Here is an 18,958-nt window from a genome sequence, read left to right on the forward strand (position 1 = left end):
GCGATCAACGGCTACCTCCTACCGCGAATTATTCGTCTCCGGGCGTTTGCCCCGCCCCTGCCCCGGCCCTAGAATGGCCGGATGCCTAACGACGACCTCTCTCTGCTCCTCAACTCCCTCAACGACGCCCAGCGCCAGGCCGTAGCGGCCAAGGTCGGGCGGCAACTGGTGCTGGCCGGTGCCGGCTCCGGGAAAACCCGCGTGCTAGTGCATCGCATCGCCTGGCTGATCCAGGTCGAGCACGCCTCGCCGCATTCGATCCTGTCGGTGACCTTCACCAACAAGGCCGCTGCCGAAATGCGCCAGCGGATCGAACAGCTGATGGGTATCAACCCGGCCGGCATGTGGGTCGGCACCTTCCACGGCCTGGCCCATCGCCTGCTACGCGCCCATTGGCAGGAAGCGCGCCTGGCGCAGAATTTCCAGATCCTCGACAGCGACGACCAGCAACGCCTGGTCAAGCGGGTGATGCGCGAACTGGGCCTGGAAGAGCAGAAATGGCCCGCGCGCCAAGCGCAATGGTTCATCAACGGGCAGAAGGACGAAGGCCTGCGCCCGCAGCACATCCAAGCCGGCGGCGACCTGTTCCTGGCTACCATGCGCGAGGTCTACACCGCCTACGAATTGGCCTGCGAGCGCGCCGGGGTGATCGACTTCGCCGAACTGTTGCTGCGCGCCCTCGACCTGTGGCGCGACAACCCCAGCCTGCTGCAGCACTACCAGCGGCGCTTCCGCCACTTGCTGGTGGACGAGTTCCAAGACACCAACGCCGTGCAGTACGCCTGGCTGCGCCTGCTGGCCAAAGGCGGCGACAGCCTCATGGCGGTGGGCGACGACGACCAGTCGATCTACGGCTGGCGTGGCGCCAAGATCGAGAACATCCACCAGTACACCGCTGACTTCCCCGACGCCGAGCTGATCCGCCTGGAGCAGAACTACCGCTCCACCGGCGGCATCCTCAAGGCCGCCAACGCCCTGATCGTCAACAACAGCGGACGCCTGGGCAAAGAGCTGTGGACCGACATGGGCGAAGGCGAGCCGCTGACCCTGTACGCCGCCTACAACGAGCACGACGAAGCGCGCTACGTGGTCGAGACCATCGAGAGCGTCATCAAGCAAGGCAGCAAGCGTAACGACATCGCCATCCTCTACCGTTCCAACGCCCAGTCGCGGGTGCTCGAAGAGGCGCTGCTGCGCGAGCGCATCCCCTACCGCATCTACGGTGGCCAGCGCTTCTTCGAGCGTGCCGAGATCAAGAACGCCATGGCCTACCTGCGCCTGCTCGAAGGCCGTGGCAACGATGCGGCCCTGGAGCGGGTGATCAACGTGCCGCCGCGCGGCATCGGCGAGAAGACCGTCGAGGCCATCCGCGAACATGCCCGCCACAGCCAGGTGTCGATGTGGGAGGCCATGTGCCAACTGCTCGCCGGCAAGGGCCTCAAGGGCCGCGCGGCCAGCGCTCTGGGCGCCTTCATCGAGCTGCTCGAGCAACTGGCGGCGAAAGTGGCCGACATGCCGCTGTACCTGATGACGCAAACGGTCATCGAGCAGTCCGGGCTGATCGTGTATCACCAGGAAGAGAAAGGTGAAAAGGGCCAGGCACGGGTGGAAAACCTCGAGGAACTGGTCAGCGCGGCGCGCAACTTCGTGCCCAGCGCCGAAGACGCCGAACTCACCGAGCTGTCGGCCTTCCTCGGCCATGCGTCGCTGGAAGCCGGCGACGCCCAGGCCGAAGAGCACGAAGACAGCGTGCAGCTGATGACCCTGCACAGCGCCAAGGGCCTGGAGTTCCCCCATGTGTTCCTGGTGGGCCTGGAAGAAGGCCTGTTCCCGCACAAGATGAGCCTGGAAGAACCGGGGCGTCTGGAAGAGGAGCGTCGTCTGGCCTACGTGGGCATCACCCGGGCCATGCGCCAACTGGTGATGACCTATGCCGAGACCCGCCGGTTGTATGGCAGCGAAACCTACAACAAGGTGTCGCGTTTCGTACGCGAGATCCCGCCTGGGCTGGTGCAGGAAGTGCGCCTGTCGAACTCGGTCAGCCGGCCCTTCGGCGCCACCGCCACGCCGGCCAGCAGCCTGTTCGCCAACGCCAGCATTCCGCAGACCGCTTTCACCCTGGGTCAGCGCGTGCAGCATTCGGTGTTCGGCGAGGGCGTCATCCTCAACTTCGAAGGTTCCGGTGCCCAGGCGCGGGTGCAGGTCAACTTCGAAGAAGGCAGCAAATGGCTGATGTTGGGCTACGCCAAGCTCGAGCCGGTCTGATCCTATTACAGGGGCCGAGGAGTTTTCCTACGGCCCTGTCAGATTGGCCCTTCACAAATTTAGGCAAAAGCTCGTAACACTCCGGCGCTGGTCAGCGGTCTAGCAACCTGTGCACCATTCGCGCGTGCAATCCACAAGACGGGAAATCCCACTTATGCAACGTTTTCTTAGCATCGCCCTGGCCCTGTGCCTTGGCCTGACGCTGAGCCTCGATGCCAACGCCAAGCGTTTCGGCGGCGGCAAGAGCTCGGGCTCGGCGCCCATCCACCAGACCCGCCAGGCGGCGCCTGCCTCGCCAACCCCAGGCGCTGCGGCCACCGCGCCAGGCCGCGCCCCCGCTGCGGCCAGCGGTGCTTCGCGCTGGCTCGGCCCCCTGGCCGGCATCGCCGCCGGCGGCCTGCTGGCCTCCATGTTCATGGGCGACGGCTTCCAGGGCATGCAGCTGTTCGACATCCTGATCATGGGCCTGATCGCCTTCCTGGTGTTCCGCTTCATCGCCGCCCGCCGCCGCAAGCAGCAGGCCGACATGGCCCCTGCCGGCCACGCGCCGTACCAGCGCGAAGTGCAGCAGCCCGTGCAGCAGCCCACCTTCGGTGGTGGCACCGCTGCCCCGGCGCCGACGATCAACGCGCCGGCCTGGTTCAACGAAGCCAGCTTCCTGGCCGCTGCCCGCTCGCACTTCCAGACCTTGCAACAGCATTGGGATGGCAACGAGATGGACAAGATCGCCGAGTTCGTCACCCCGCAACTGCTCGAGTCGCTCAAGCGTGAACGTGCCAGCGAAACCGAGGGCTTCAAGTCGACCTACATCGACGACCTCGACGTACAGCTCGACGGCGTCGACGATCGCGCCGACATGACCATCGCCACCCTGACCTTCCGCGGCGTGGCCAAGACCTCGCGCTTCGAGCAGGGCGAGGCGTTCAGCGAAAGCTGGCACATGCAGCGCGCGCAGGGCGAAAACCAGCCTTGGCTGCTCGCCGGTATCCGCCAGAACGGCTGATCCAGAGCGCTTCATACAAAACCCCCGGGTCGCTCCCGGGGGTTTTTTGCTTTAAGCCCAGCGTGTGACTAGGGTATAAACCGCTGCATTGCCAACAAGGTTAGAGGATGTAAACCGTGGAAGAAGTGATCGAACAGCTCCGTGAAGCCAACGAGCCTGTGCCCGTGCCCCTGGAGCTTCCTGACGAAGACCAGCTGGTCGAAATCGAAGAACAACTGTTCATCAACATTCCTTTCGTGTTCAAGGAGTTCCTGCTGCACGTCAGCGATGTCGTGTATGGCTCCCTCGAGCCGGTCACCGTCACGGACCCGCAGTCGCACACCTATCTGCCCGACGTCGCCTCCAATGCCTGGGACGCCGGCGTGCCACGCGACCTCATCCCGCTGTGCCAGGACGGGGACGACTACTACTGCGTGGAAGAAGACGGCACCGTGGTGCTGTGGAGCGGTGAAGAGGAACTGGTCCTGGACGAGAGCTGGGAGTCGGTCTGGCACTGGGCGCGGGACGTCTGGCTGGAAAGCTGATACTCCGCACTACTACATACAAGGCTCCGTAGCACGGTAATGCCGGGTCGTTAGCAATTGGGGCCGCTTTACGGCCCATCGCGGCTAAACCGGAGCGCCGGCCGGCCGCTCCTACGGGGTACGCCTACCCTGTTGGAGAAGCCGGTCGGCTCCGGTCAGCCGCGATGGCCCGAAGAGCAGCCCTGTAGGAGCGGCCGGCCGGCGCTCCGGTTTAGCCGCGATGGGCTGCAGAGCAGCCCCAATGGTGACTGAACAGCATTGCCATACCACAAGGCCTTCGCGCCTCTCAGGAGTGGGACTGGTCGCGGTTGTTCTCCAGCGTCTCCAGCAAGGCGATCTGCATGCGCGTATGCACGCGGATGAACCAGCGCCACAGCACTGCCACCACCACGGCGGCCACCACGGCGATGATCAGCAGCAGCTCGTTGGTCGGCAGAATGCTGGCCGACAGCGCCGACAGCAGGAAGAAGATCACCAGCAACGACAGCAGCGGAATGACTTCGGCGACCACTCGCCGCACCCGTTGCGTATGCCGTCCCGCCATGTCGGGCGTGACGCCCATTTCCGCCAGCAGCATCGACAGCGCCTTGAGCTTGCGGTACGCGGCGATCAGGAACGGCAGCGATAGCAACAGCGCCGCGCCCCAGATCAACCCCTTCTGTTGCCCGACATCGCTCACCCACTGGCTCAACCACAGGCCCAGGCGGCTGGCGAAGTAGCCACCGCTGAAGAAGATGGCGATCACCAACGCCAGGTTCACCCCCACCTGCAACAGGATGCGCCGGATCATCGCCGCCAGCATCGCGCCCTCGCCCTGCGGCTGGATGCTGCGCAGCCACTCGCCGTACAGCGACAGCACCCGGCCGAGACGCTTGGGCATCACCCTGCCCAGCTTGAGCGACAACGGATCGGCGGCGCGGATCAGGTAGGGCGTGAGCAGGGTGGTGATGGCCGACACGGCCACGGCCACCGGGTAGAGAAAGTCGCTGGTCACTTGGAGCGTCATGCCCAGCGCCGCGATGATGAAGGAAAATTCGCCGATCTGAGACAGACCCATGCCCACCCGCAGCGAAGTGCGGCCATCGTTGCCGGCGATGAACGCGCCCACGCCGCACGACAGCATCTTGCCCAACACCACCGCGCAGGTGATGACCACGATCGGCCAGGCGTAGTCGACCAGCACCTGCGGATCGATCATCAGGCCGATGGCGACGAAGAAGATCGCGCTGAACAGGTCGCGCACCGGCTCGATCAACCGTTCGATCTTCAGCAACTGCCGCGACTCGGCCATGATCGCGCCGATCAGGAAGGCGCCCAGCACCATGCTGTATTCGAGCTTGACCACCAGCAGGCAGAAGCCGAAGCACAGGCCCAGCACGGTGATCAGCAGCATTTCGTTGCTTTCGAACTTGGCCACGTAGGCCAGCAGCCGCGGCACCAACAGGATGCCGATGACCAACGCCACGATCATGAACAGCGACAGCTTGCCGACCGTGGAGAACACCTCGCCGGAGCTGACCGTGCCGCTGACGGCGATGCCCGAGAGCAAGGCGATGATGCCGATGCCGAGAATGTCTTCGACGATCAGCACGCCGAAGATCAACTGCGCGAAGCGCTCGTTCTTCATCTTCAGGTCGTTGAGCGCCTTGACGATGATGGTGGTCGAGGAGATCGCCAGGATGGCGCCGAGGAACAGCGAATCCATGGTGCTCCAGCCGAACCAGCGGCCGATCTCGAAACCGATCCAGATCATCAGGACGATTTCCAGAAACGCTGCGATGAACGCCGTGGCGCCTACCTTGAACAGTTTGCGCAGGCTGAACTCGAGCCCTAGGCAGAACATCAGGAAGATCACCCCCAGCTCGGCCAGGATCTTGATGGTGTCTTCGTCGTGGATCAGGCCGAAGGGCGGAGTGTGCGGGCCGATGATGAAGCCGGCGACGATGTAGCCGAGCACGACCGGTTGCTTGAGCCGGTGGAACAGAATCGTCACCACCCCGGCGACCAGCATGATCACCGCCAGATCCTGAATGAAGCTGATGGCATGCATGGCGTGGTTCTCCTTGTTCGATGCACGGGGCCGGTCCCGGCGCTGCCCAGGCCATGGGCAATGCCGAGTACGGAATGTTCTGGAAGTGGTAAGCCCATGTTGCATGGGCGCAGTCAGGGTAACATCGCACCCTGCCGCGAACGGTCGGTGCAATATGCCGAAACAGATCGCCCGCCCAGGGCCCTCGAACGGCCGGGCGTGACGCGCCCGCGACGCTCAGCGTCCGGTAACCGAATCCACACCCTGAAGGGGAAGACCGTGCCTTCGACAACCCACCAAGAGCCGCTTATGGAACCTGGAAACGCCCAGTTGACGATGACCGTCCTGATGACACCGGACATGGCCAACTTCTCCGGCAACGTCCACGGCGGCACGCTGCTCAAGTACCTCGACGAAGTGGCCTACGCCTGTGCCAGCCGCTATGCCGGCAGCTATGTGGTGACCTTGTCGGTGGACCAGGTGATCTTCCGCGAGCCGGTGCACGTCGGTGAACTGGTGACCTTCCTGGCCTCGGTCAACTACACCGGCAACACCTCGATGGAAGTGGGGATCAAGGTGGTGACCGAGAACATTCGCCAGCGCTCGGTGCGCCATTCCAACAGCTGCTTCTTCACCATGGTCGCGGTCGACGACCAGCGCCGCCCGGTGCCGGTGCCGCCCCGCCAGCCCCAGGACAGCGAGAGCAAGCGGCGTTTCCTGCAAGGCCAGCAGCGCCGGCAGATCCGCCAGGAACTGGAGCAGCGCTACAAAGACCTGAAAACCGACGGCGTTTAAACCGTCAGCGGCGTGGCCTCGAAGCGCACCCGCGGGTGCGCGATGCGGTCCTGGGCGCGCACCAGTTGCAGCTCGTAGCTGGCGCAGGCCTGGGTTTCCAGCAGCACTTCATGCACGGCCGAAGCGGCGAACTCGAAGGCCTGCAGCCAGGTGTCGCCGAGCAGCACACGGGCCAGGAACAGGCCTGAGGTCAGGTCGCCCACGCCCACCGGCTGGCGCGGGAAGGCCAACAGCGGCCGGCGCAGGTGCCAGGTGTGCTCGGCCGTGACCAGCAGCATTTCGAAGGCATCGGCGGCGCGCCCCGGATAGGCCAGGTGTTTGACCAGCACCACCTGGGGGCCGCGCGCCAGCAGGCTGCGGGCCATGCCGACGCAGTCTTCCAGGGATTGCGCGCGGCGGCCGCAGAAGGTGTCCAGTTCCAGTTGGTTGGGGCACAGGATGTCGGCCTTGGCCAAGGCATGCTGCAACAGGAAGTCGCTGACCGCGGCCGGCACGCTGCAGCCCTTCTCGGCATGGCCCATCACCGGGTCGCACAGGTACAGCGCCTTGGGATTGCTGGCCTTGATGCGCTCGACCCCGGCCAGGATCGCCCGGCCCTGCTCGGCGCTGCCCAGGTAGCCCGACAGCACGGCGTCGCACTCGCCCAGCTCGCCGATGGCGCTGATGCCCTCCACCAGCGCCGGAATCTGCGCCGGCGCCAGCACTTCTCCGGCCCAATGGCCATACTGCGTGTGGTTGGAGAACTGCACGGTGTTGAGCGGCCAGACGTTCACCCCCAGGCGCTGCATCGGGAACACCGCCGCGCTGTTGCCGGCGTGGCCGAACACGACGTGGGACTGGATGGCGAGCAGGTGCGGTGTACGTTTCATGCAGGGATTTTCCAAAACGGTAAGGATTCGCGCCGCGCAGTATGAACCCCAAGACCACCTGTACGACAGGCCGACGACGCAGTTAAGCTGCGCCGTCCCGTTTGGAGCCGAGCCCATGTTGACCCTGGAAAACCTTTTCGTCCTGATGCTGCTGGCCAGCGCCGGCGCGTGGATCTGGCACAACCACGGGCTGCGGGAGAAAGCGCTGGAACGGGTCAAGCAGCATTGCGCCAAGCTCGACCTGGAATTGCTCGACGATGCCGTGGCGCTCAAGCGCATCGGCTTCGCCCGCGACGCCAAGGGCAGAAAGCGCCTGGCGCGCATCTACAACTTCGAATTCACCGTGACCGGCGAGCAGCGCCACCCAGGGGTGGTCACGCAGTTCGGTGCCCACACGATGCAGATCGAACTGGCGCCCTACCCCTTCGACGTCCAGACGCCACCCGCCAGTGCGCCCAAGGCCGACAACGTCGTGGAGATGCAGCAATGGCGTCGCCAGCACGACCGTTGGCATCCCTGAGGGTTACGCCAGCAGGCAGGCGCTGAAAGCCTGGGTCAGACGTTCGGCCTCCTGGGGCTGGTCGAAAATCAGCTCGAGGCGGGTGTCTTTGCGCCAGTGGCTGGTCTGCCAAGCGACAGGGTCGGGCGCCAATCCGTTACAGGATGTCCAGCCGGCTTCGCTGTGGATGACGCCCTTGGCGCGTTTCCAAGGCTCTCGCTCGAGCATGGCTCGAATGCGAGCGCTGGAAAATTGCAGGCTGGGATGCCAGCGCCAGCCTATGCTCCAACCGCCCTCGCCCTCGGCGGCTTGCAAAATCGGGCTGTGGATATCTTTCCAGAGCACGCCCATGTTCGCATCAGTATCCACAGGCCGATCAAATGCAGAATTCTCCACGGGATGAATCGATTCTGCGAACGGCAAGTTGTGGAAAACTATTTCGCCATGATTTGTCCACAGCCTCTCTATCTCAGGCAGTTTAGAGGTTATCAACAGCCGCTGGGAATCACCCACAGTTGCTGACTTGTTGATAACTAACAGGCCCGCCTCGCTCAACGCGCACGTATGGACTTCTGGTAAGGCTTCGCCCCGTGCCAATGCCTGCGCATCCAGCACCATGACCATCGGCTGAACCGCCAGCACCCCGCGCCAGGGCGTCTGGCGCAGCTGTTCCAGCAATTGCAGGGGGTGGCCGAGGCCGGAGGGCTCGATGAACAGGCGGTGCGGCTCGATGCGCCGCAGAAGTCGGCCCAAACCGACCTGAAACGGCACACCGTTGACGCAGCACAGGCATCCGCCCGCCACTTCCGCGATTTGCAGCCCTGGCTCGTCGCGGCTGAGCAAGGCGGCATCCAGCCCCACTTGGCCGAATTCGTTGATCAACACCGCCCAGCGTTCCTGCGCCGGACGCTGCGCCAACAGGCTGCGCAATACGCTGGTCTTGCCGGCCCCCAAAGGGCCGGCGATGAGATGGGTCGGAATGTTCTGGAGCATGGTCACAGCCGTGGATAAAGTTATCCCCAACTATGGCGGATCACGCCAGCCAGTCAAGGCTAAGCAGCAAACGACGTTCGCCCACAGCGGTTTCGGGCGACCTGTGGATAATTCCATACCCTTCATTTCCCTGGAATTTTTCGCCTTTAAGGATGCCCACATCGCCCGTACACAACCGTTGAATTTTATCCACAGGGGCCGAAAAGGCGTGCAAACGCGTACGGTCCAGGCACCCTTCAGGCAACCACTCGCTGCCCGCCCCGGCATAAGTGCTCAGCAATCGCAGAGGGACATGGTCAACGTGGAAGCGCGGACACATCGCGCCTTCCAGCACTTTCAAGCGCAGCCCCACCCGCCGTGCACCGAGCAGGCAGGTATAGGCTGCCACCAGCCAGGTGATGTCGGCGACGAACGCTTCGTAGCCATGCACATCGGCAGCGCCTGGGAGCAGCCCCGACAACACCGGTGTGCGCTGTTCGTCGACCTCGATGACGCGTTCGTCGGCCAACGGCCGCTCCAAGCCGACCACCAGGGCGGCGAAGTCTTCCACCTGGGGCGGCAACTGGCGCTGCCAGACCGCCAGGTTGACTTCGTCGCGCAAGATTTCGGCCAGTACCTGCGGCGAGCGATCGAACACTTGGTAGACATCGCGGCAACGTGTTTGGGCGATCATGCGGCGGCCTCCTCGGTCCAGGGCCCGAAGGGGTCGTCCAGGCGCAGCCAGCCCATGGGGCCGGCCGCCATTTCGCTTTCGCTCAACAGGCAGGCTTCCAGGTCGGTGGATAACCGTTCGAAGTCGATGCCCTGGCCGATGAACACCAGTTCCTGACGGCAATCACCCACCTCAGGCGTCCAGTGCCTGAAGACCTCGGCGGCCTCGTCGCGGTCCTGCGGCCACTGCGTACGCGGCACGAAGCGCCACCAGCGTCCGGCCAGACCGTGCCGCATCATGCCGCCGGCCTGCGACCAGCTACCGGCTTCCTGATACTTGCTGGCCAGCCAGAAGAAACCTTTGGAGCGCAGCAGCCGACCGTTCTGCCACGGCTGGTGGATGAAGTCGTAGAAGCGTTGCGGGTGGAAGGGACGGCGGGCCTGCCAAGTGGTGGCGGCGATGCCGTAAGCCTCGGTCTCGGGCACATGTTCGCCGCGCAGCTCCTGCAGCCAACCCGGCGCCTGCGAAGCCTGCTCGAAGTCGAACAGCCCGGTGTCGAGAATCCGCGCCAGCGGCACCTGGCCCATGAGCATGGGCAACACCTGCGCACGCGGGTTGAGGCGCTGCACGATGGCGGTGAGTTCTTCGCGCTCGTGCTGGCTGACCAGATCGATCTTGCTCAGCAGAATCACGTCGGCGAATTCCACCTGCTCGATCAGCAAGTCGCTGATGGAGCGCTCGTCGTCTTCGCCCAGGGTTTCGCCACGGCTGGCCAGGGCGTCGGCGCCTTGGTAGTCGGCCATGAAGTTGAGCGCATCGACCACGGTGACCATGGTGTCTAGCCGAGCGAGGTCCGACAGGCTGCGGCCCTGTTCGTCGCGAAAGGTGAAGGTCTCGGCCACCGGCAGCGGTTCGGAGATGCCGGTGGACTCGATCAGCAGGTAATCGAAGCGCCCCTCCTGGGCCAGGCGCGCCACTTCCTCGAGCAGGTCTTCGCGCAAGGTGCAGCAGATGCAGCCGTTGCTCATCTCCACCAGCTTCTCTTCGGCGCGGTTGAGGCTGACGTTGCGCTGCACGTCGCTGGCGTCGATGTTGATTTCGCTCATGTCGTTGACGATCACGGCTACGCGCAGTTGCTCGCGATTGCGCAGTACATGGGTGAGCAGCGTGCTTTTGCCGGCGCCGAGAAAGCCGGACAGCACGGTGACGGGTAGACGGTTGGACATGGTTGGGCCTCATCGACAGGCGCATTCGAACGATGCGTTTGTAATACGTTATATTATAACAATACAATGGCGCAAAGCCGTTTCTGTCCCTTCGGTGTCAAAATGATCCTCCGTCTTTTGCTCGTATCGCTGCTGGTATCGCTGTGCCCGTTGGCCCACGCCTTGCCGCACGCCGATCTGTCGTTGTGCACACGGTCTGCCACCTTAGTGGCCTGTAAGGATGGCCACGGCAATTACTACAGCGTGCGCAGCGTCGGCACCACGCTGTACCTGCGTGGTTACGACGCTGCGGGCAGGCGCTTATGGGCGCAAACCAACGAGCGCTACGGCCCTCTGACGTTCTTCACCGGCCTTGCTTCCAACGGGGAGGCCTGGGTGGGTTACAGCCGGCGCGTTGGCTGGACGTCCATCAGCCGTGTCTCGAGCTCCAGCGGGCAACGTTTCAATCTGCATTGCAGCTTGATCGGCGGCTGCCGCTGATTTTTCCTTTTCGTAGCAGGTGTTCCCATGACCAGCCTCGTACTCCCCGACATCGCCGCACAAACCACCCCCTCCGCCACGGCACTGAGTTGGGTAGGCATGTGTGGAATCGCTTTACCGATCCAGTTGCAAGGCCAACGCATGAACGCCACGGCCGACGCCGGCGTCAGCCTCGACGATACCCAAGCGCGCGGTATCCATATGTCTCGTCTGTATCTGGCATTGGAAACCCTGGAAGCCGCCGAACTCACGCCTGACCACTTGCGCAGCCTTCTGCAGACTTTTCTTCACAGCCATGAAGGGCTATCTAAAGCTGCCTACGTGCGCCTGCGTTGCGAGCTCATGCTCAAGCGTCCCGCCCTGATCAGTCCTTTAGCGGGTTGGAAGCACTATCCCGTCGAGATCGACGCGCGCTTGGTCGATGGAATGTTCCACGTGGAACACACTGTGGAAATCGCTTACTCCTCGACTTGCCCGTGCTCGGCAGCCCTGGCGCGACAACTGATCCAAGACCGCTTCGTCGCACGCTTCGGGACCAGCGACCACTTGTCCCACTCAGCCATCGTGGATTGGTTGGGCACCAGTGAGGGCATTGTCGCCACCCCCCACAGCCAACGCAGCCGGGCGGTCATCAAGGTGCGAATGGCAGAATCGGCCGTGTCGTTACCGACGGTAGGGTTGATCGACACTCTGGAGCAGGCATTGGGCACGGCCGTACAGACCGCTGTGAAACGCGCAGACGAACAGGCGTTCGCCCTGGCCAACGGGCAAAACCCAATGTTCTGTGAGGACGCAGCGCGCCGGCTGCATAAGGCGTTGTCAGGTGAGCGAACGCTGCAAGCGTTTCACCTGCGCGTGGAACATGCAGAAAGCCTGCATGCCCACGATGCGGTGGCGGAAAGCCAATGGCGTTGGTAGATCAAGTACGGGGGCGGATGTTGCCGCAGTCGCTGCCCTGCCAGGTGGCACGGGTGTTCATGCTGCCCTTTTGCTGCACGCCCGACGCGTTGAACGTACCGCTCACTTGCGTGACGAATTCACGGTCGCTGAGGAAAGTCGCCGTGCCGGTACCTTGCGCACGCGGGCAGCTGAACTGGAACTTCCACACGTTGCCCTGACGGTCAGTGATCTTTTGCGTGCAGCCGGACTGTGGGTCCTGCAAAGGAATGTCGTTGGTGTTGACCTGCTGCTGGGTCAGGCACGAGCGCACGCCCTTGCCGGCAACCGTGATGCCCTGCTTAGCCAACGCGCCTTCCATCATGGCCCGCTGCTCAGGCGGCAGATTTTTCAGCTGGCCGAGCATGAAGTCCATATCAGGCAGTGGCTTGCCATCGACTTGCATGTTGCTGGTGGTCAGTTCCCACAAGCCTGGCTGCAGCATCTGGGCCTGCAATGCAGGTGAGGAAAGGCCCAAGGCCAGGGCTAACAGTGGCAGACGCATGTTCATGGATGAAAGCTCCTCAAAAGTGCCGGCCCCAAGCCGGACCCAAGCTTAGACGCCGTTTCGGCGTACGGGTTGCACGCCGCCCAGGGTTCGTGGTCAGTAGATCATCGTCCACGGATTGCAGACTCTACATGGATTACCACAGCCCGTACTTCTTCGGTTATCTGCTCGGCTTCGTCCACGTGTGCGGCGGCGCCGCCGCGCTGCACGCGCTGTTCACGGTGCGCACCGCCCAAGGCGCGATCGCCTGGGCCATGTCGTTGCTGTTCATTCCTTACCTGACGCTGATCCCCTACCTGATCTTCGGCGCACGCTCGTTCCCGGCCTACGTCAAAGCGCGGCGCCAAGCCAACCAAGAGTTGCACGCCGCCATGGCCGACCTCGACTGGCGGCCCTGGGTGGAGGAAGCGCTGGCGGCGCGCGAGTCGGAAAGCTACCGCGCCCTGCGTGCCATGCCGCGCCTCAGCCGCATGCCCTGCCTGGCCAACAACCAGATCGCATTGCTGGTGAACGGCAAGGCCACCTTCGAAGCCATCTTCCAGGCCATCGAAAATGCCCGTGACACGGTGCTGGTGCAGTTCTTCATCATCCACAACGACATCATCGGCAAAGAGCTGCAGCAACTGCTGCTGAAGAAAGCGGCCGAGGGCGTACGCATCTTCGTGCTCTACGACCAGGTCGGCAGCCACGCCCTGCCCGGCCGCTACGACCAGACCCTGCGTGACGGCGGCGTGGAAGTCGCCTCCTTCGCCACCCGCCGTGGCTGGTTCAACCGCTTCCAGGTCAACTTCCGCAACCACCGCAAGATCGTCGTGGTCGACGGCAAGGTCGGCTTCGTCGGCGGGCACAACGTGGGCGACGAATACCTGGGCGGCAACCCGAAGCTGTCGCCGTGGCGCGACACGCACGTGGAGGTGACCGGCCCGGTGCTGGCCTGCTTGCAGGAATCGTTCGCCGAAGACTGGTATTGGGCCACTCGCCGCTTGCCGCCACTGATCCTGCAAGACAGCTACCCGGACGATGGCGTGCTGTGCCAGGTCCTGGCCAGCGGCCCGGCCGACCCGCAGGAAACCTGCGCATTGTTCTTTCTGGAAGCCATCCACTCGGCGACCAAACGGGTGTGGATCACCAGCCCCTACTTCATCCCCGACGAGGGCATTTCCGCCGCGCTGCGCCTGGCCGTGTTACGTGGCGTGGACGTGCGCATCCTGATCCCGGCACGCCCCGACCACCGCATCGTCTACGCCGCCACTACGCTGTACGCCCTCGAAGCCGTACGCGCCGGCGTGCGTGTCTTCCGCTACCAGCCAGGCTTCGTGCACCAGAAGGTGGTGCTGGTCGACGACGAGATCAGCGCCATCGGCAGCGCCAATCTCGACAACCGCTCCTTCCGCCTGAATTTCGAAATCATGCTGCTGACCATCGACCGCCAGTTCGCCGACGAGGTGGAACACATGCTGCTGGAGGACTTCGAACACTCCCACGAGATCAGCCCGCAGGAGCGTCGCGACACGCACCGCCTCGACCAATTGGGCATGCGCATCGCGCGGCTCATCTCTCCGATCCTCTAACGTCAGCGGTACAGGTCGTCACGGGTCCAGGGCAGATCGTGACGGCCATCGGCATAGGGCTTCACGGCCAGCACCTGGTGCAGGTTGATCCAGCCCCGGGCGAAGGCATGGGCACAGCCGGCCAGGTACAGGCGCCAGATCCGCAGCGTCTGCTCAGGTACCAAGGCCGCGGCGCGGTGCAATTGGTTCTCCAGGTTCTGGCTCCACAGGCTCAAGGTGCGCGCGTAGTGCAGGCGCAGGCTTTCCACATCGACCACCTCCAGGCCCGCCTCGCCACAGGCCTGGCTGATCATGCACAGGTGCGGCAGCTCGCCGTTGGGGAACACATAGCGGTTGATGAACGCGCCCGCGCCCTTGCCCACCGGTCGGCCGTCCACGCATCTGGCGGTGATGCCGTGATTCATCACCAGGCCGCCCTCGCGTACTGCGCCGAACAGGGTTTTGCAGTACAGCGCCAGATTGGCATGGCCGACGTGCTCGAACATGCCGACACTGACCACCTTGTCGAAACGACCGTCCTGGGGCAGCTCGCGGTAGTCGAGCAATTGCAGCTCGACCTGGTCCGCCAACCCCTCCTCGTCCACCCGCTGTCGCGCCAGCGCCAACTGCTCCTTGCTCAGGGTGATGCCGAACACCCGCGCGCCATATTCGCGTGCTGCGAAACGCGCCAGGCCACCCCAACCGCAACCGACATCCAGCAGGTAGTCGCCCGCTTGCAGGCGCAGCTTGCGGCACAGGTGGTCGAACTTGTGTTGCTGCGCTTCGTCCAGCGTGTCGTCCGGCTCGCGGAAGTAGGCGCAGGAGTAGACCATGTCGCGGTCCAGCCACAGCTGGTAGAAGGCGTTGGAGACATCGTAGTGGTAGGCGATGGACGCCGCGTCGGTCTGCTTGTCATGGGCAGCGCGTACCGGTAGCGGATCGTCACCCTCCTTGAGGAAGGCTTCGCTCAGCTCGTCGCACACGCGCACCGCTTCGCCGATGTCGCCTTCCAGCTCCAGTTTGCCGTCGACGAAAGCGGCGCCCAGGGTGTCCAGATTGGGGTGGGTGAGCAGGCCGATGAGCTGCGGTTCCTTGACCAGCAAGGTCACTTGGGGGTCAGGGCCCAGATCGAAATGGTGGCCGTCCCATAACTTCAGGCGCAGCGGCAGGTGCAGCGTTTGCAGCGCAGGTGGAAGTTGCCCAAACATGAATCTCCCCTCCCATGAATGAACGGGCGCCCCTGCCAGCGGGACGCCTCCGGGAGTGAGATTAGTTCATTGGTGCGGACTTTCCCGTATGTCCACTCAGGCCGGAGCGGCCACCTTGGCGAAACGCCGCGCCAGGAACGGCGTGATGTCCAGCGGCAACGCTTCATCGTGCAGGGCCTTGTCCAACATCACCCCGGTGATCGCCGAGGTCAGCATGCCGGTGCGGAAATGCCCACAGGCGTTGTAGTACCCCGGCATGTCGTCCACCGGTCCCAGGATCGGCAGCTCGTCCGGAGAACCGGGCCGCAGGCCAGCCCAGGTGCGCTTGAGGTTGACCTGCTCCAGCGCCGGCACGCAGCGGATGGCGCCCTGCACCAGGCTGCCGATTTCGGGAAAGGTGGTGGTGACGTCGAAGCCCTTCTCTTCGGTGGTGCTGCCGATGAGGATTTCGCCGTTGTCCTTCTGCGCCATGTAGCAATCGCTGGTGGTGATGCAGCCGTCGAGCAGCTTGGGCAAGCGTTCGGTGAGCACGATCTGGCCTTTCACCGGCTTGACCGGAATGGCCGTACCGGTGGCCCACTCGCTGAGTTCGGCGGCCCAGGCGCCGGCGGCGTTGATCAGGGTGTCGCAATGGAAGTCGCCGGCCTGCTCGGTGCGCACGCCCTTAACCCGCCCGCCATGGTGCAGCACATCGGTGACGCGGGTATTGAGGTACAGGTCGACGCCGTTCTGCCGCGCCGCCTCCATGTACGCATCGCCCAGGCGGAACGGGCTGAGCTGGTGGTCGCAGAGAAACTCCAGCGCGCCTTTGGCCTGCTCGGTGACCGCAGGCTCGCTGTCGCGCAGGGCCTTGCGGTCGAGCCAGCGGATCTGGTCCTGCAAGTGTGGGATGTGCTTGACGATGTGCTCGGCGTAGAGCTGGTCTTCGTCGTCCTGGATCACGTATTTGAGGCCCGTGCGCTCGAACTTGAAGTCCATGCCGTGGCGCTCGATCAGCTCCTGGTGCAATTGCGGGTACAGGGCGTTGGACTGCAATGCCAGGTCGAAAAAACACGGCGGCAGGATGTGCGGCGTGCTCGAGTCCACCGCCACCGCCGCACCCTGGGCCTGGCGCTTTGCCTGCGACGAGAGCATGCGGAAGAAGATCACCCCGCAGCCCAGGCCCACCGATTCGCCGATGGCCCACAGCCCGCCGGCCGAGGCGCGGGTGGCGTTGCCCGGGCGCTTGTCGTCGATCAGGGCGATGCGCAGGTTGCCGCGCTTGGACAGTTGGTAGGCGCAGGAGGCGCCGATCACCCCGGCGCCGGCGATCACGATGTCGTAGGTCTTGTTCATGTCAGGCCTCCGTGCCCAGGTCTTTGAATGCCGAAAACGGTACCGGATCGACCGGAAAACGCGGCCGCAGCCAGCCCACGTCGGCGCGCCCGGTGGCGGCGCGCAGGCGGTCGCTGCAATAGCCCACGCACATCCGCCCCTGGCAGTCGCCCATGCTCACGCGGGTGCGCATCTTCAGCCCGGCCATGTCTTGCACGCCCTGCTCCAGCGCGAGATCGATGGCCTCGCGGGTAACCTGCTCGCAGCGGCAGATCACCGTGTCGGCCTGCGGCAGCTCGATCTGCGCCGGCCCGCGCGCGGTATAACGCTCGACCCCGGAGCGGAAGCGCTTGATGCCCGCCAGTTGCCCCAGGTAGCGCTCGCGCCGCTCGATGGCCTGCGCAGCATCGAGCACACCGCGCTGCTGCAGGATCGACACCGCCGCCAGGCGCCCGGTGAGCATCGCCGCCTCGCCGCCGCGGATGCCGGCCATGTCCCCGGCCAGGTGGATATGCGGCAGGCTGCTCTGCTGCCACACGTTGCACTCGGCGCGCAGGTAGCCGTCGGCGCTGAAGCCATGGGCCAGGCCCAACTGCTGGCTGAGTTGCGTGCGCGGGATGAAGCCGTAGCCCACCGCCAGGGTTTGCACCGACTCGCGCTGCACCCGGCTCAGGTCGGCTTTCCACGCCTGGTCGTAGGGTGCCACGCTCACCTCGCTCAACTCGCCTTCGCCCCGCGCCTCGACCACCCCCCAGCCGTAGTGCATGGGGATGCCGTGCAGCTTCAAGTACGCCAGCATGCTCAAGCCATCGAGGAACAGTTGCGGTTTGTTCATCAGCGCCAGGCTTTCCCGCGCGATGCGGTGGAAGGCGCACGCCTCGTACACTCCCGCCACCTTCGCCCCGGCCGCATGCAGCTGGCAGGCCACCAGTGGCAGCAACGGCCCGGTGCCGGCGATCAAGGTGCTGCCCAGCGGCTTGACCACGTTGCTCTTGATCTGCAACTGCAAACCACCGAGCAGGATCACCCCCGGCAAGGTCCAGCCGGGAAACGGCACGTTGCGCTCATGGCACCCTGCGGCCAACACCACCTGTTCGTAGGCCACCGGCTGCAAGCGCTCGTGTTCGTCGAGCACCATCAGGCTGTGCTCGTCGCCGCCGACCACTCGGCTGTTCAAGCGCAGGTCGACGTGCTCGGCGCAGGCTGCGAACTGAGCATGCAACGCTTTTAACGCCTTGCTATAGCGCGCGCCCAGATACCCCAGATCGACCCCGGCCCGCAGCGGCCCGCGATACACCACGCCACCCGGGCGCGACGCTTCGTCGATGAGCACGCACCCCACCCCCTCCCCCGCCAACTCGATGGCCGCCGCCATCCCCGCCGACCCACCGCCGACGATCACCGGACGCACGTTCATGGCCGCACCTCCCCGATGATGGCATTGACCTGGGTCTCCACACGCATGCCGGCACGCACCAGGGTCTGACACGCGCGACGCTTGGGGCGGCCGTCGATAGCGACCAGACAGCAGTGGCAAACGCCCATGCCGCAGAAGGCACCGCTGACCTGCCCATGGTCGTTGCGCGCGAGCTGGCGCAGGCCGACGGCGTTGAGGACGCTGAGGACGGTTTCGCCGGGGGTGGCGGTGACGGGGGTGCCGTTGATGTTGAGGGGGATTTGGTCGGTTGGGAGAGGTTGGATGTCGAGGGTTCTGTCCATGAGGGGGCTGCCTTGCCGTTGGTTTGAAAGGAGGGGCAAGGGTACGGGGGGGCGGCGAGGGAGGAATTGACTTGGAGCGGGGGATTGGGTGGATAGGCGGTAGTGGGGTGTTGGCGGAGGGCAATCTATGAGGCGAAGGGAGTACTTGGGCGGGTTTAGGAATCGCAATCCTGTTGGCAAACCGTGGACTGCAAGTCCTCCGCCATTACTGAGAACATCCTCGACGAACGTTGTCATGTTCTGCTGTCGTACGGAAAGATCTTCTACATTCCCCGTCCGCGAAGTTTTTACTTCAGTGAACGCAAGACGTCCGTCTGGCGTGCGGCTGACGATGTCGATGCCGTTACCACTGCGGTTCTGCACAGCGAAGATGTTAGTATGGTTGTTG

At 64.3% G+C, this 18,958-nt stretch carries 18 protein-coding genes; 8 read left to right on the plus strand and 10 right to left on the minus strand.

The window, feature by feature from the left end:
* Window positions 1–81 precede the first annotated feature (81 nt).
* The 3 genes from uvrD (at window position 82) to AA0Z93_RS07440 (ending at window position 3,792) form a co-directional block, all read left to right on the plus strand.
* Window positions 82–2,265 (plus strand): DNA helicase II, encoded by a 2,184-nt coding sequence (gene uvrD, locus AA0Z93_RS07430; RefSeq protein ID WP_413045717.1) that lies wholly within the window; start codon window positions 82–84, stop codon window positions 2,263–2,265.
* Window positions 2,266–2,419: 154 nt separating this feature from the next.
* Window positions 2,420–3,268 (plus strand): Tim44 domain-containing protein, encoded by an 849-nt coding sequence (locus AA0Z93_RS07435; RefSeq protein ID WP_413045716.1) that lies wholly within the window; start codon window positions 2,420–2,422, stop codon window positions 3,266–3,268.
* A gap of 116 nt (window positions 3,269–3,384) precedes the next feature.
* Window positions 3,385–3,792, plus strand: coding sequence for an SMI1/KNR4 family protein (locus tag AA0Z93_RS07440; RefSeq protein ID WP_413045715.1), 408 nt, complete (start codon window positions 3,385–3,387; stop codon window positions 3,790–3,792).
* Between the two features lie 286 nt (window positions 3,793–4,078).
* Here AA0Z93_RS07440 and AA0Z93_RS07445 read toward each other — a convergent pair whose 3' ends face one another.
* Window positions 4,079–5,842, minus strand: coding sequence for a cation:proton antiporter (locus AA0Z93_RS07445; RefSeq protein ID WP_413045714.1), 1,764 nt, complete (start codon window positions 5,840–5,842; stop codon window positions 4,079–4,081).
* 288 nt (window positions 5,843–6,130) lie between these two features.
* Here AA0Z93_RS07445 and AA0Z93_RS07450 point away from each other — a divergent pair, with 288 nt between their 5' ends.
* Complete coding sequence (locus AA0Z93_RS07450; RefSeq protein ID WP_296267010.1) at window positions 6,131–6,616, plus strand: acyl-CoA thioesterase; 486 nt, start codon at window positions 6,131–6,133, stop codon at window positions 6,614–6,616.
* Here the strand turns inward: AA0Z93_RS07450 and pdxY are convergent.
* Window positions 6,613–7,485, minus strand: coding sequence for a pyridoxal kinase PdxY (gene pdxY, locus AA0Z93_RS07455; protein ID WP_413045713.1), 873 nt, complete (start codon window positions 7,483–7,485; stop codon window positions 6,613–6,615). The two genes, AA0Z93_RS07450 and pdxY, sit on opposite strands and share 4 nt — an antisense overlap.
* Before the next feature lie 115 nt (window positions 7,486–7,600).
* Between pdxY and AA0Z93_RS07460 the strand changes: the two genes are divergently transcribed.
* Window positions 7,601–8,005, plus strand: a complete 405-nt coding sequence (locus tag AA0Z93_RS07460) for a DUF3301 domain-containing protein (RefSeq protein ID WP_413045712.1) — start codon at window positions 7,601–7,603, stop codon at window positions 8,003–8,005.
* Between the two features lie 3 nt (window positions 8,006–8,008).
* Here the strand turns inward: AA0Z93_RS07460 and AA0Z93_RS07465 are convergent, their stop codons facing one another.
* From AA0Z93_RS07465 to zigA, 3 genes are read right to left on the minus strand one after another with little or no spacing between them, the layout of a single operon-like run.
* A complete protein-coding gene (locus AA0Z93_RS07465; protein WP_413045711.1) occupies window positions 8,009–8,977 on the minus strand; it encodes a CobW family GTP-binding protein in 969 nt (322 codons plus the stop codon).
* A gap of 40 nt (window positions 8,978–9,017) precedes the next feature.
* Window positions 9,018–9,650, minus strand: a complete 633-nt coding sequence (locus AA0Z93_RS07470) for a DUF1826 domain-containing protein (RefSeq protein ID WP_413045710.1) — start codon at window positions 9,648–9,650, stop codon at window positions 9,018–9,020.
* Window positions 9,647–10,855 carry a zinc metallochaperone GTPase ZigA gene (gene zigA, locus AA0Z93_RS07475; RefSeq protein WP_413045709.1) on the minus strand — a complete coding sequence of 403 codons (1,209 nt, stop codon included), beginning with the start codon at window positions 10,853–10,855 and terminating at the stop codon, window positions 9,647–9,649. The genes AA0Z93_RS07470 and zigA overlap by 4 nt, the downstream gene beginning before the upstream one ends.
* A 102-nt stretch (window positions 10,856–10,957) precedes the next feature.
* Between zigA and AA0Z93_RS07480 the strand changes: the two genes are divergently transcribed.
* Together AA0Z93_RS07480 and folE2 are read left to right on the plus strand one after the other, a co-directional pair.
* The gene (locus AA0Z93_RS07480) at window positions 10,958–11,335 is read left to right on the plus strand and encodes a glutamine synthetase (protein WP_413045708.1); all 378 of its coding nucleotides are present in this window, start codon (window positions 10,958–10,960) and stop codon (window positions 11,333–11,335) included.
* Between the two features lie 27 nt (window positions 11,336–11,362).
* Window positions 11,363–12,253, plus strand: coding sequence for a GTP cyclohydrolase FolE2 (folE2, locus tag AA0Z93_RS07485; protein ID WP_413045707.1), 891 nt, complete (start codon window positions 11,363–11,365; stop codon window positions 12,251–12,253).
* A 1-nt stretch (window position 12,254) separates the two neighbouring features.
* Here the strand turns inward: folE2 and AA0Z93_RS07490 are convergent, their stop codons facing one another.
* On the minus strand, window positions 12,255–12,782 hold the full coding sequence (locus AA0Z93_RS07490) for a DUF3617 domain-containing protein (protein WP_413045706.1): 528 nt from the start codon (window positions 12,780–12,782) through the stop codon (window positions 12,255–12,257).
* Window positions 12,783–12,910: 128 nt separating this feature from the next.
* On the opposite strand from AA0Z93_RS07490, the gene cls reads away from it, so the two are divergent.
* Window positions 12,911–14,350, plus strand: coding sequence for a cardiolipin synthase (gene cls / locus AA0Z93_RS07495; RefSeq protein WP_413045705.1), 1,440 nt, complete (start codon window positions 12,911–12,913; stop codon window positions 14,348–14,350).
* Between the two features lie 2 nt (window positions 14,351–14,352).
* Here the strand turns inward: cls and cfaB are convergent, their stop codons facing one another.
* The 4 genes from cfaB to hcnA all read right to left on the minus strand — a co-directional run bounded on the left by cfaB (window position 14,353) and on the right by hcnA (window position 18,570).
* Window positions 14,353–15,537, minus strand: a complete 1,185-nt coding sequence (cfaB, locus tag AA0Z93_RS07500; RefSeq protein WP_413045704.1) for a C17 cyclopropane fatty acid synthase CfaB — start codon at window positions 15,535–15,537, stop codon at window positions 14,353–14,355.
* A 96-nt stretch (window positions 15,538–15,633) separates the two neighbouring features.
* Window positions 15,634–16,872: a cyanide-forming glycine dehydrogenase subunit HcnC gene (gene hcnC, locus AA0Z93_RS07505; RefSeq protein ID WP_413045703.1), complete on the minus strand. Its 1,239-nt coding sequence runs from the start codon at window positions 16,870–16,872 to the stop codon at window positions 15,634–15,636.
* A gap of 1 nt (window position 16,873) precedes the next feature.
* Window positions 16,874–18,268, minus strand: a complete 1,395-nt coding sequence (gene hcnB, locus AA0Z93_RS07510) for a cyanide-forming glycine dehydrogenase subunit HcnB (protein WP_413045702.1) — start codon at window positions 18,266–18,268, stop codon at window positions 16,874–16,876.
* On the minus strand, window positions 18,265–18,570 hold the full coding sequence (gene hcnA, locus AA0Z93_RS07515) for a cyanide-forming glycine dehydrogenase subunit HcnA (protein WP_413045701.1): 306 nt from the start codon (window positions 18,568–18,570) through the stop codon (window positions 18,265–18,267). The genes hcnB and hcnA overlap by 4 nt, the downstream gene beginning before the upstream one ends.
* Between the last annotated feature and the right edge of the window lie 388 nt (window positions 18,571–18,958).

This window comes from Pseudomonas phoenicis, assembly GCF_047302395.1.
Lineage (GTDB): Bacteria > Pseudomonadota > Gammaproteobacteria > Pseudomonadales > Pseudomonadaceae > Aquipseudomonas.

What these genes read in the sequence shown, in the direction of transcription:
- AA0Z93_RS07450 (WP_296267010.1), top strand. Translation starts at nt 6,131, where the DNA reads ATGGAACCTGGAAACGCCCAGTTGACGATGACCGTCCTGATGACACCG.
- zigA (WP_413045709.1), bottom strand. Translation starts at nt 10,855, where the DNA reads ATGTCCAACCGTCTACCCGTCACCGTGCTGTCCGGCTTTCTCGGCGCC.
- AA0Z93_RS07460 (WP_413045712.1), top strand. Translation starts at nt 7,601, where the DNA reads ATGTTGACCCTGGAAAACCTTTTCGTCCTGATGCTGCTGGCCAGCGCC.
- AA0Z93_RS07445 (WP_413045714.1), bottom strand. Translation starts at nt 5,842, where the DNA reads ATGCATGCCATCAGCTTCATTCAGGATCTGGCGGTGATCATGCTGGTC.
- folE2 (WP_413045707.1), top strand. Translation starts at nt 11,363, where the DNA reads ATGACCAGCCTCGTACTCCCCGACATCGCCGCACAAACCACCCCCTCC.
- hcnB (WP_413045702.1), bottom strand. Translation starts at nt 18,268, where the DNA reads ATGAACGTGCGTCCGGTGATCGTCGGCGGTGGGTCGGCGGGGATGGCG.
- AA0Z93_RS07480 (WP_413045708.1), top strand. Translation starts at nt 10,958, where the DNA reads ATGATCCTCCGTCTTTTGCTCGTATCGCTGCTGGTATCGCTGTGCCCG.
- pdxY (WP_413045713.1), bottom strand. Translation starts at nt 7,485, where the DNA reads ATGAAACGTACACCGCACCTGCTCGCCATCCAGTCCCACGTCGTGTTC.
- cls (WP_413045705.1), top strand. Translation starts at nt 12,911, where the DNA reads ATGGATTACCACAGCCCGTACTTCTTCGGTTATCTGCTCGGCTTCGTC.
- hcnC (WP_413045703.1), bottom strand. Translation starts at nt 16,872, where the DNA reads ATGAACAAGACCTACGACATCGTGATCGCCGGCGCCGGGGTGATCGGC.
- AA0Z93_RS07465 (WP_413045711.1), bottom strand. Translation starts at nt 8,977, where the DNA reads ATGCTCCAGAACATTCCGACCCATCTCATCGCCGGCCCTTTGGGGGCC.
- uvrD (WP_413045717.1), top strand. Translation starts at nt 82, where the DNA reads ATGCCTAACGACGACCTCTCTCTGCTCCTCAACTCCCTCAACGACGCC.
- hcnA (WP_413045701.1), bottom strand. Translation starts at nt 18,570, where the DNA reads ATGGACAGAACCCTCGACATCCAACCTCTCCCAACCGACCAAATCCCC.
- AA0Z93_RS07490 (WP_413045706.1), bottom strand. Translation starts at nt 12,782, where the DNA reads ATGAACATGCGTCTGCCACTGTTAGCCCTGGCCTTGGGCCTTTCCTCA.
- cfaB (WP_413045704.1), bottom strand. Translation starts at nt 15,537, where the DNA reads ATGTTTGGGCAACTTCCACCTGCGCTGCAAACGCTGCACCTGCCGCTG.
- AA0Z93_RS07470 (WP_413045710.1), bottom strand. Translation starts at nt 9,650, where the DNA reads ATGATCGCCCAAACACGTTGCCGCGATGTCTACCAAGTGTTCGATCGC.
- AA0Z93_RS07435 (WP_413045716.1), top strand. Translation starts at nt 2,420, where the DNA reads ATGCAACGTTTTCTTAGCATCGCCCTGGCCCTGTGCCTTGGCCTGACG.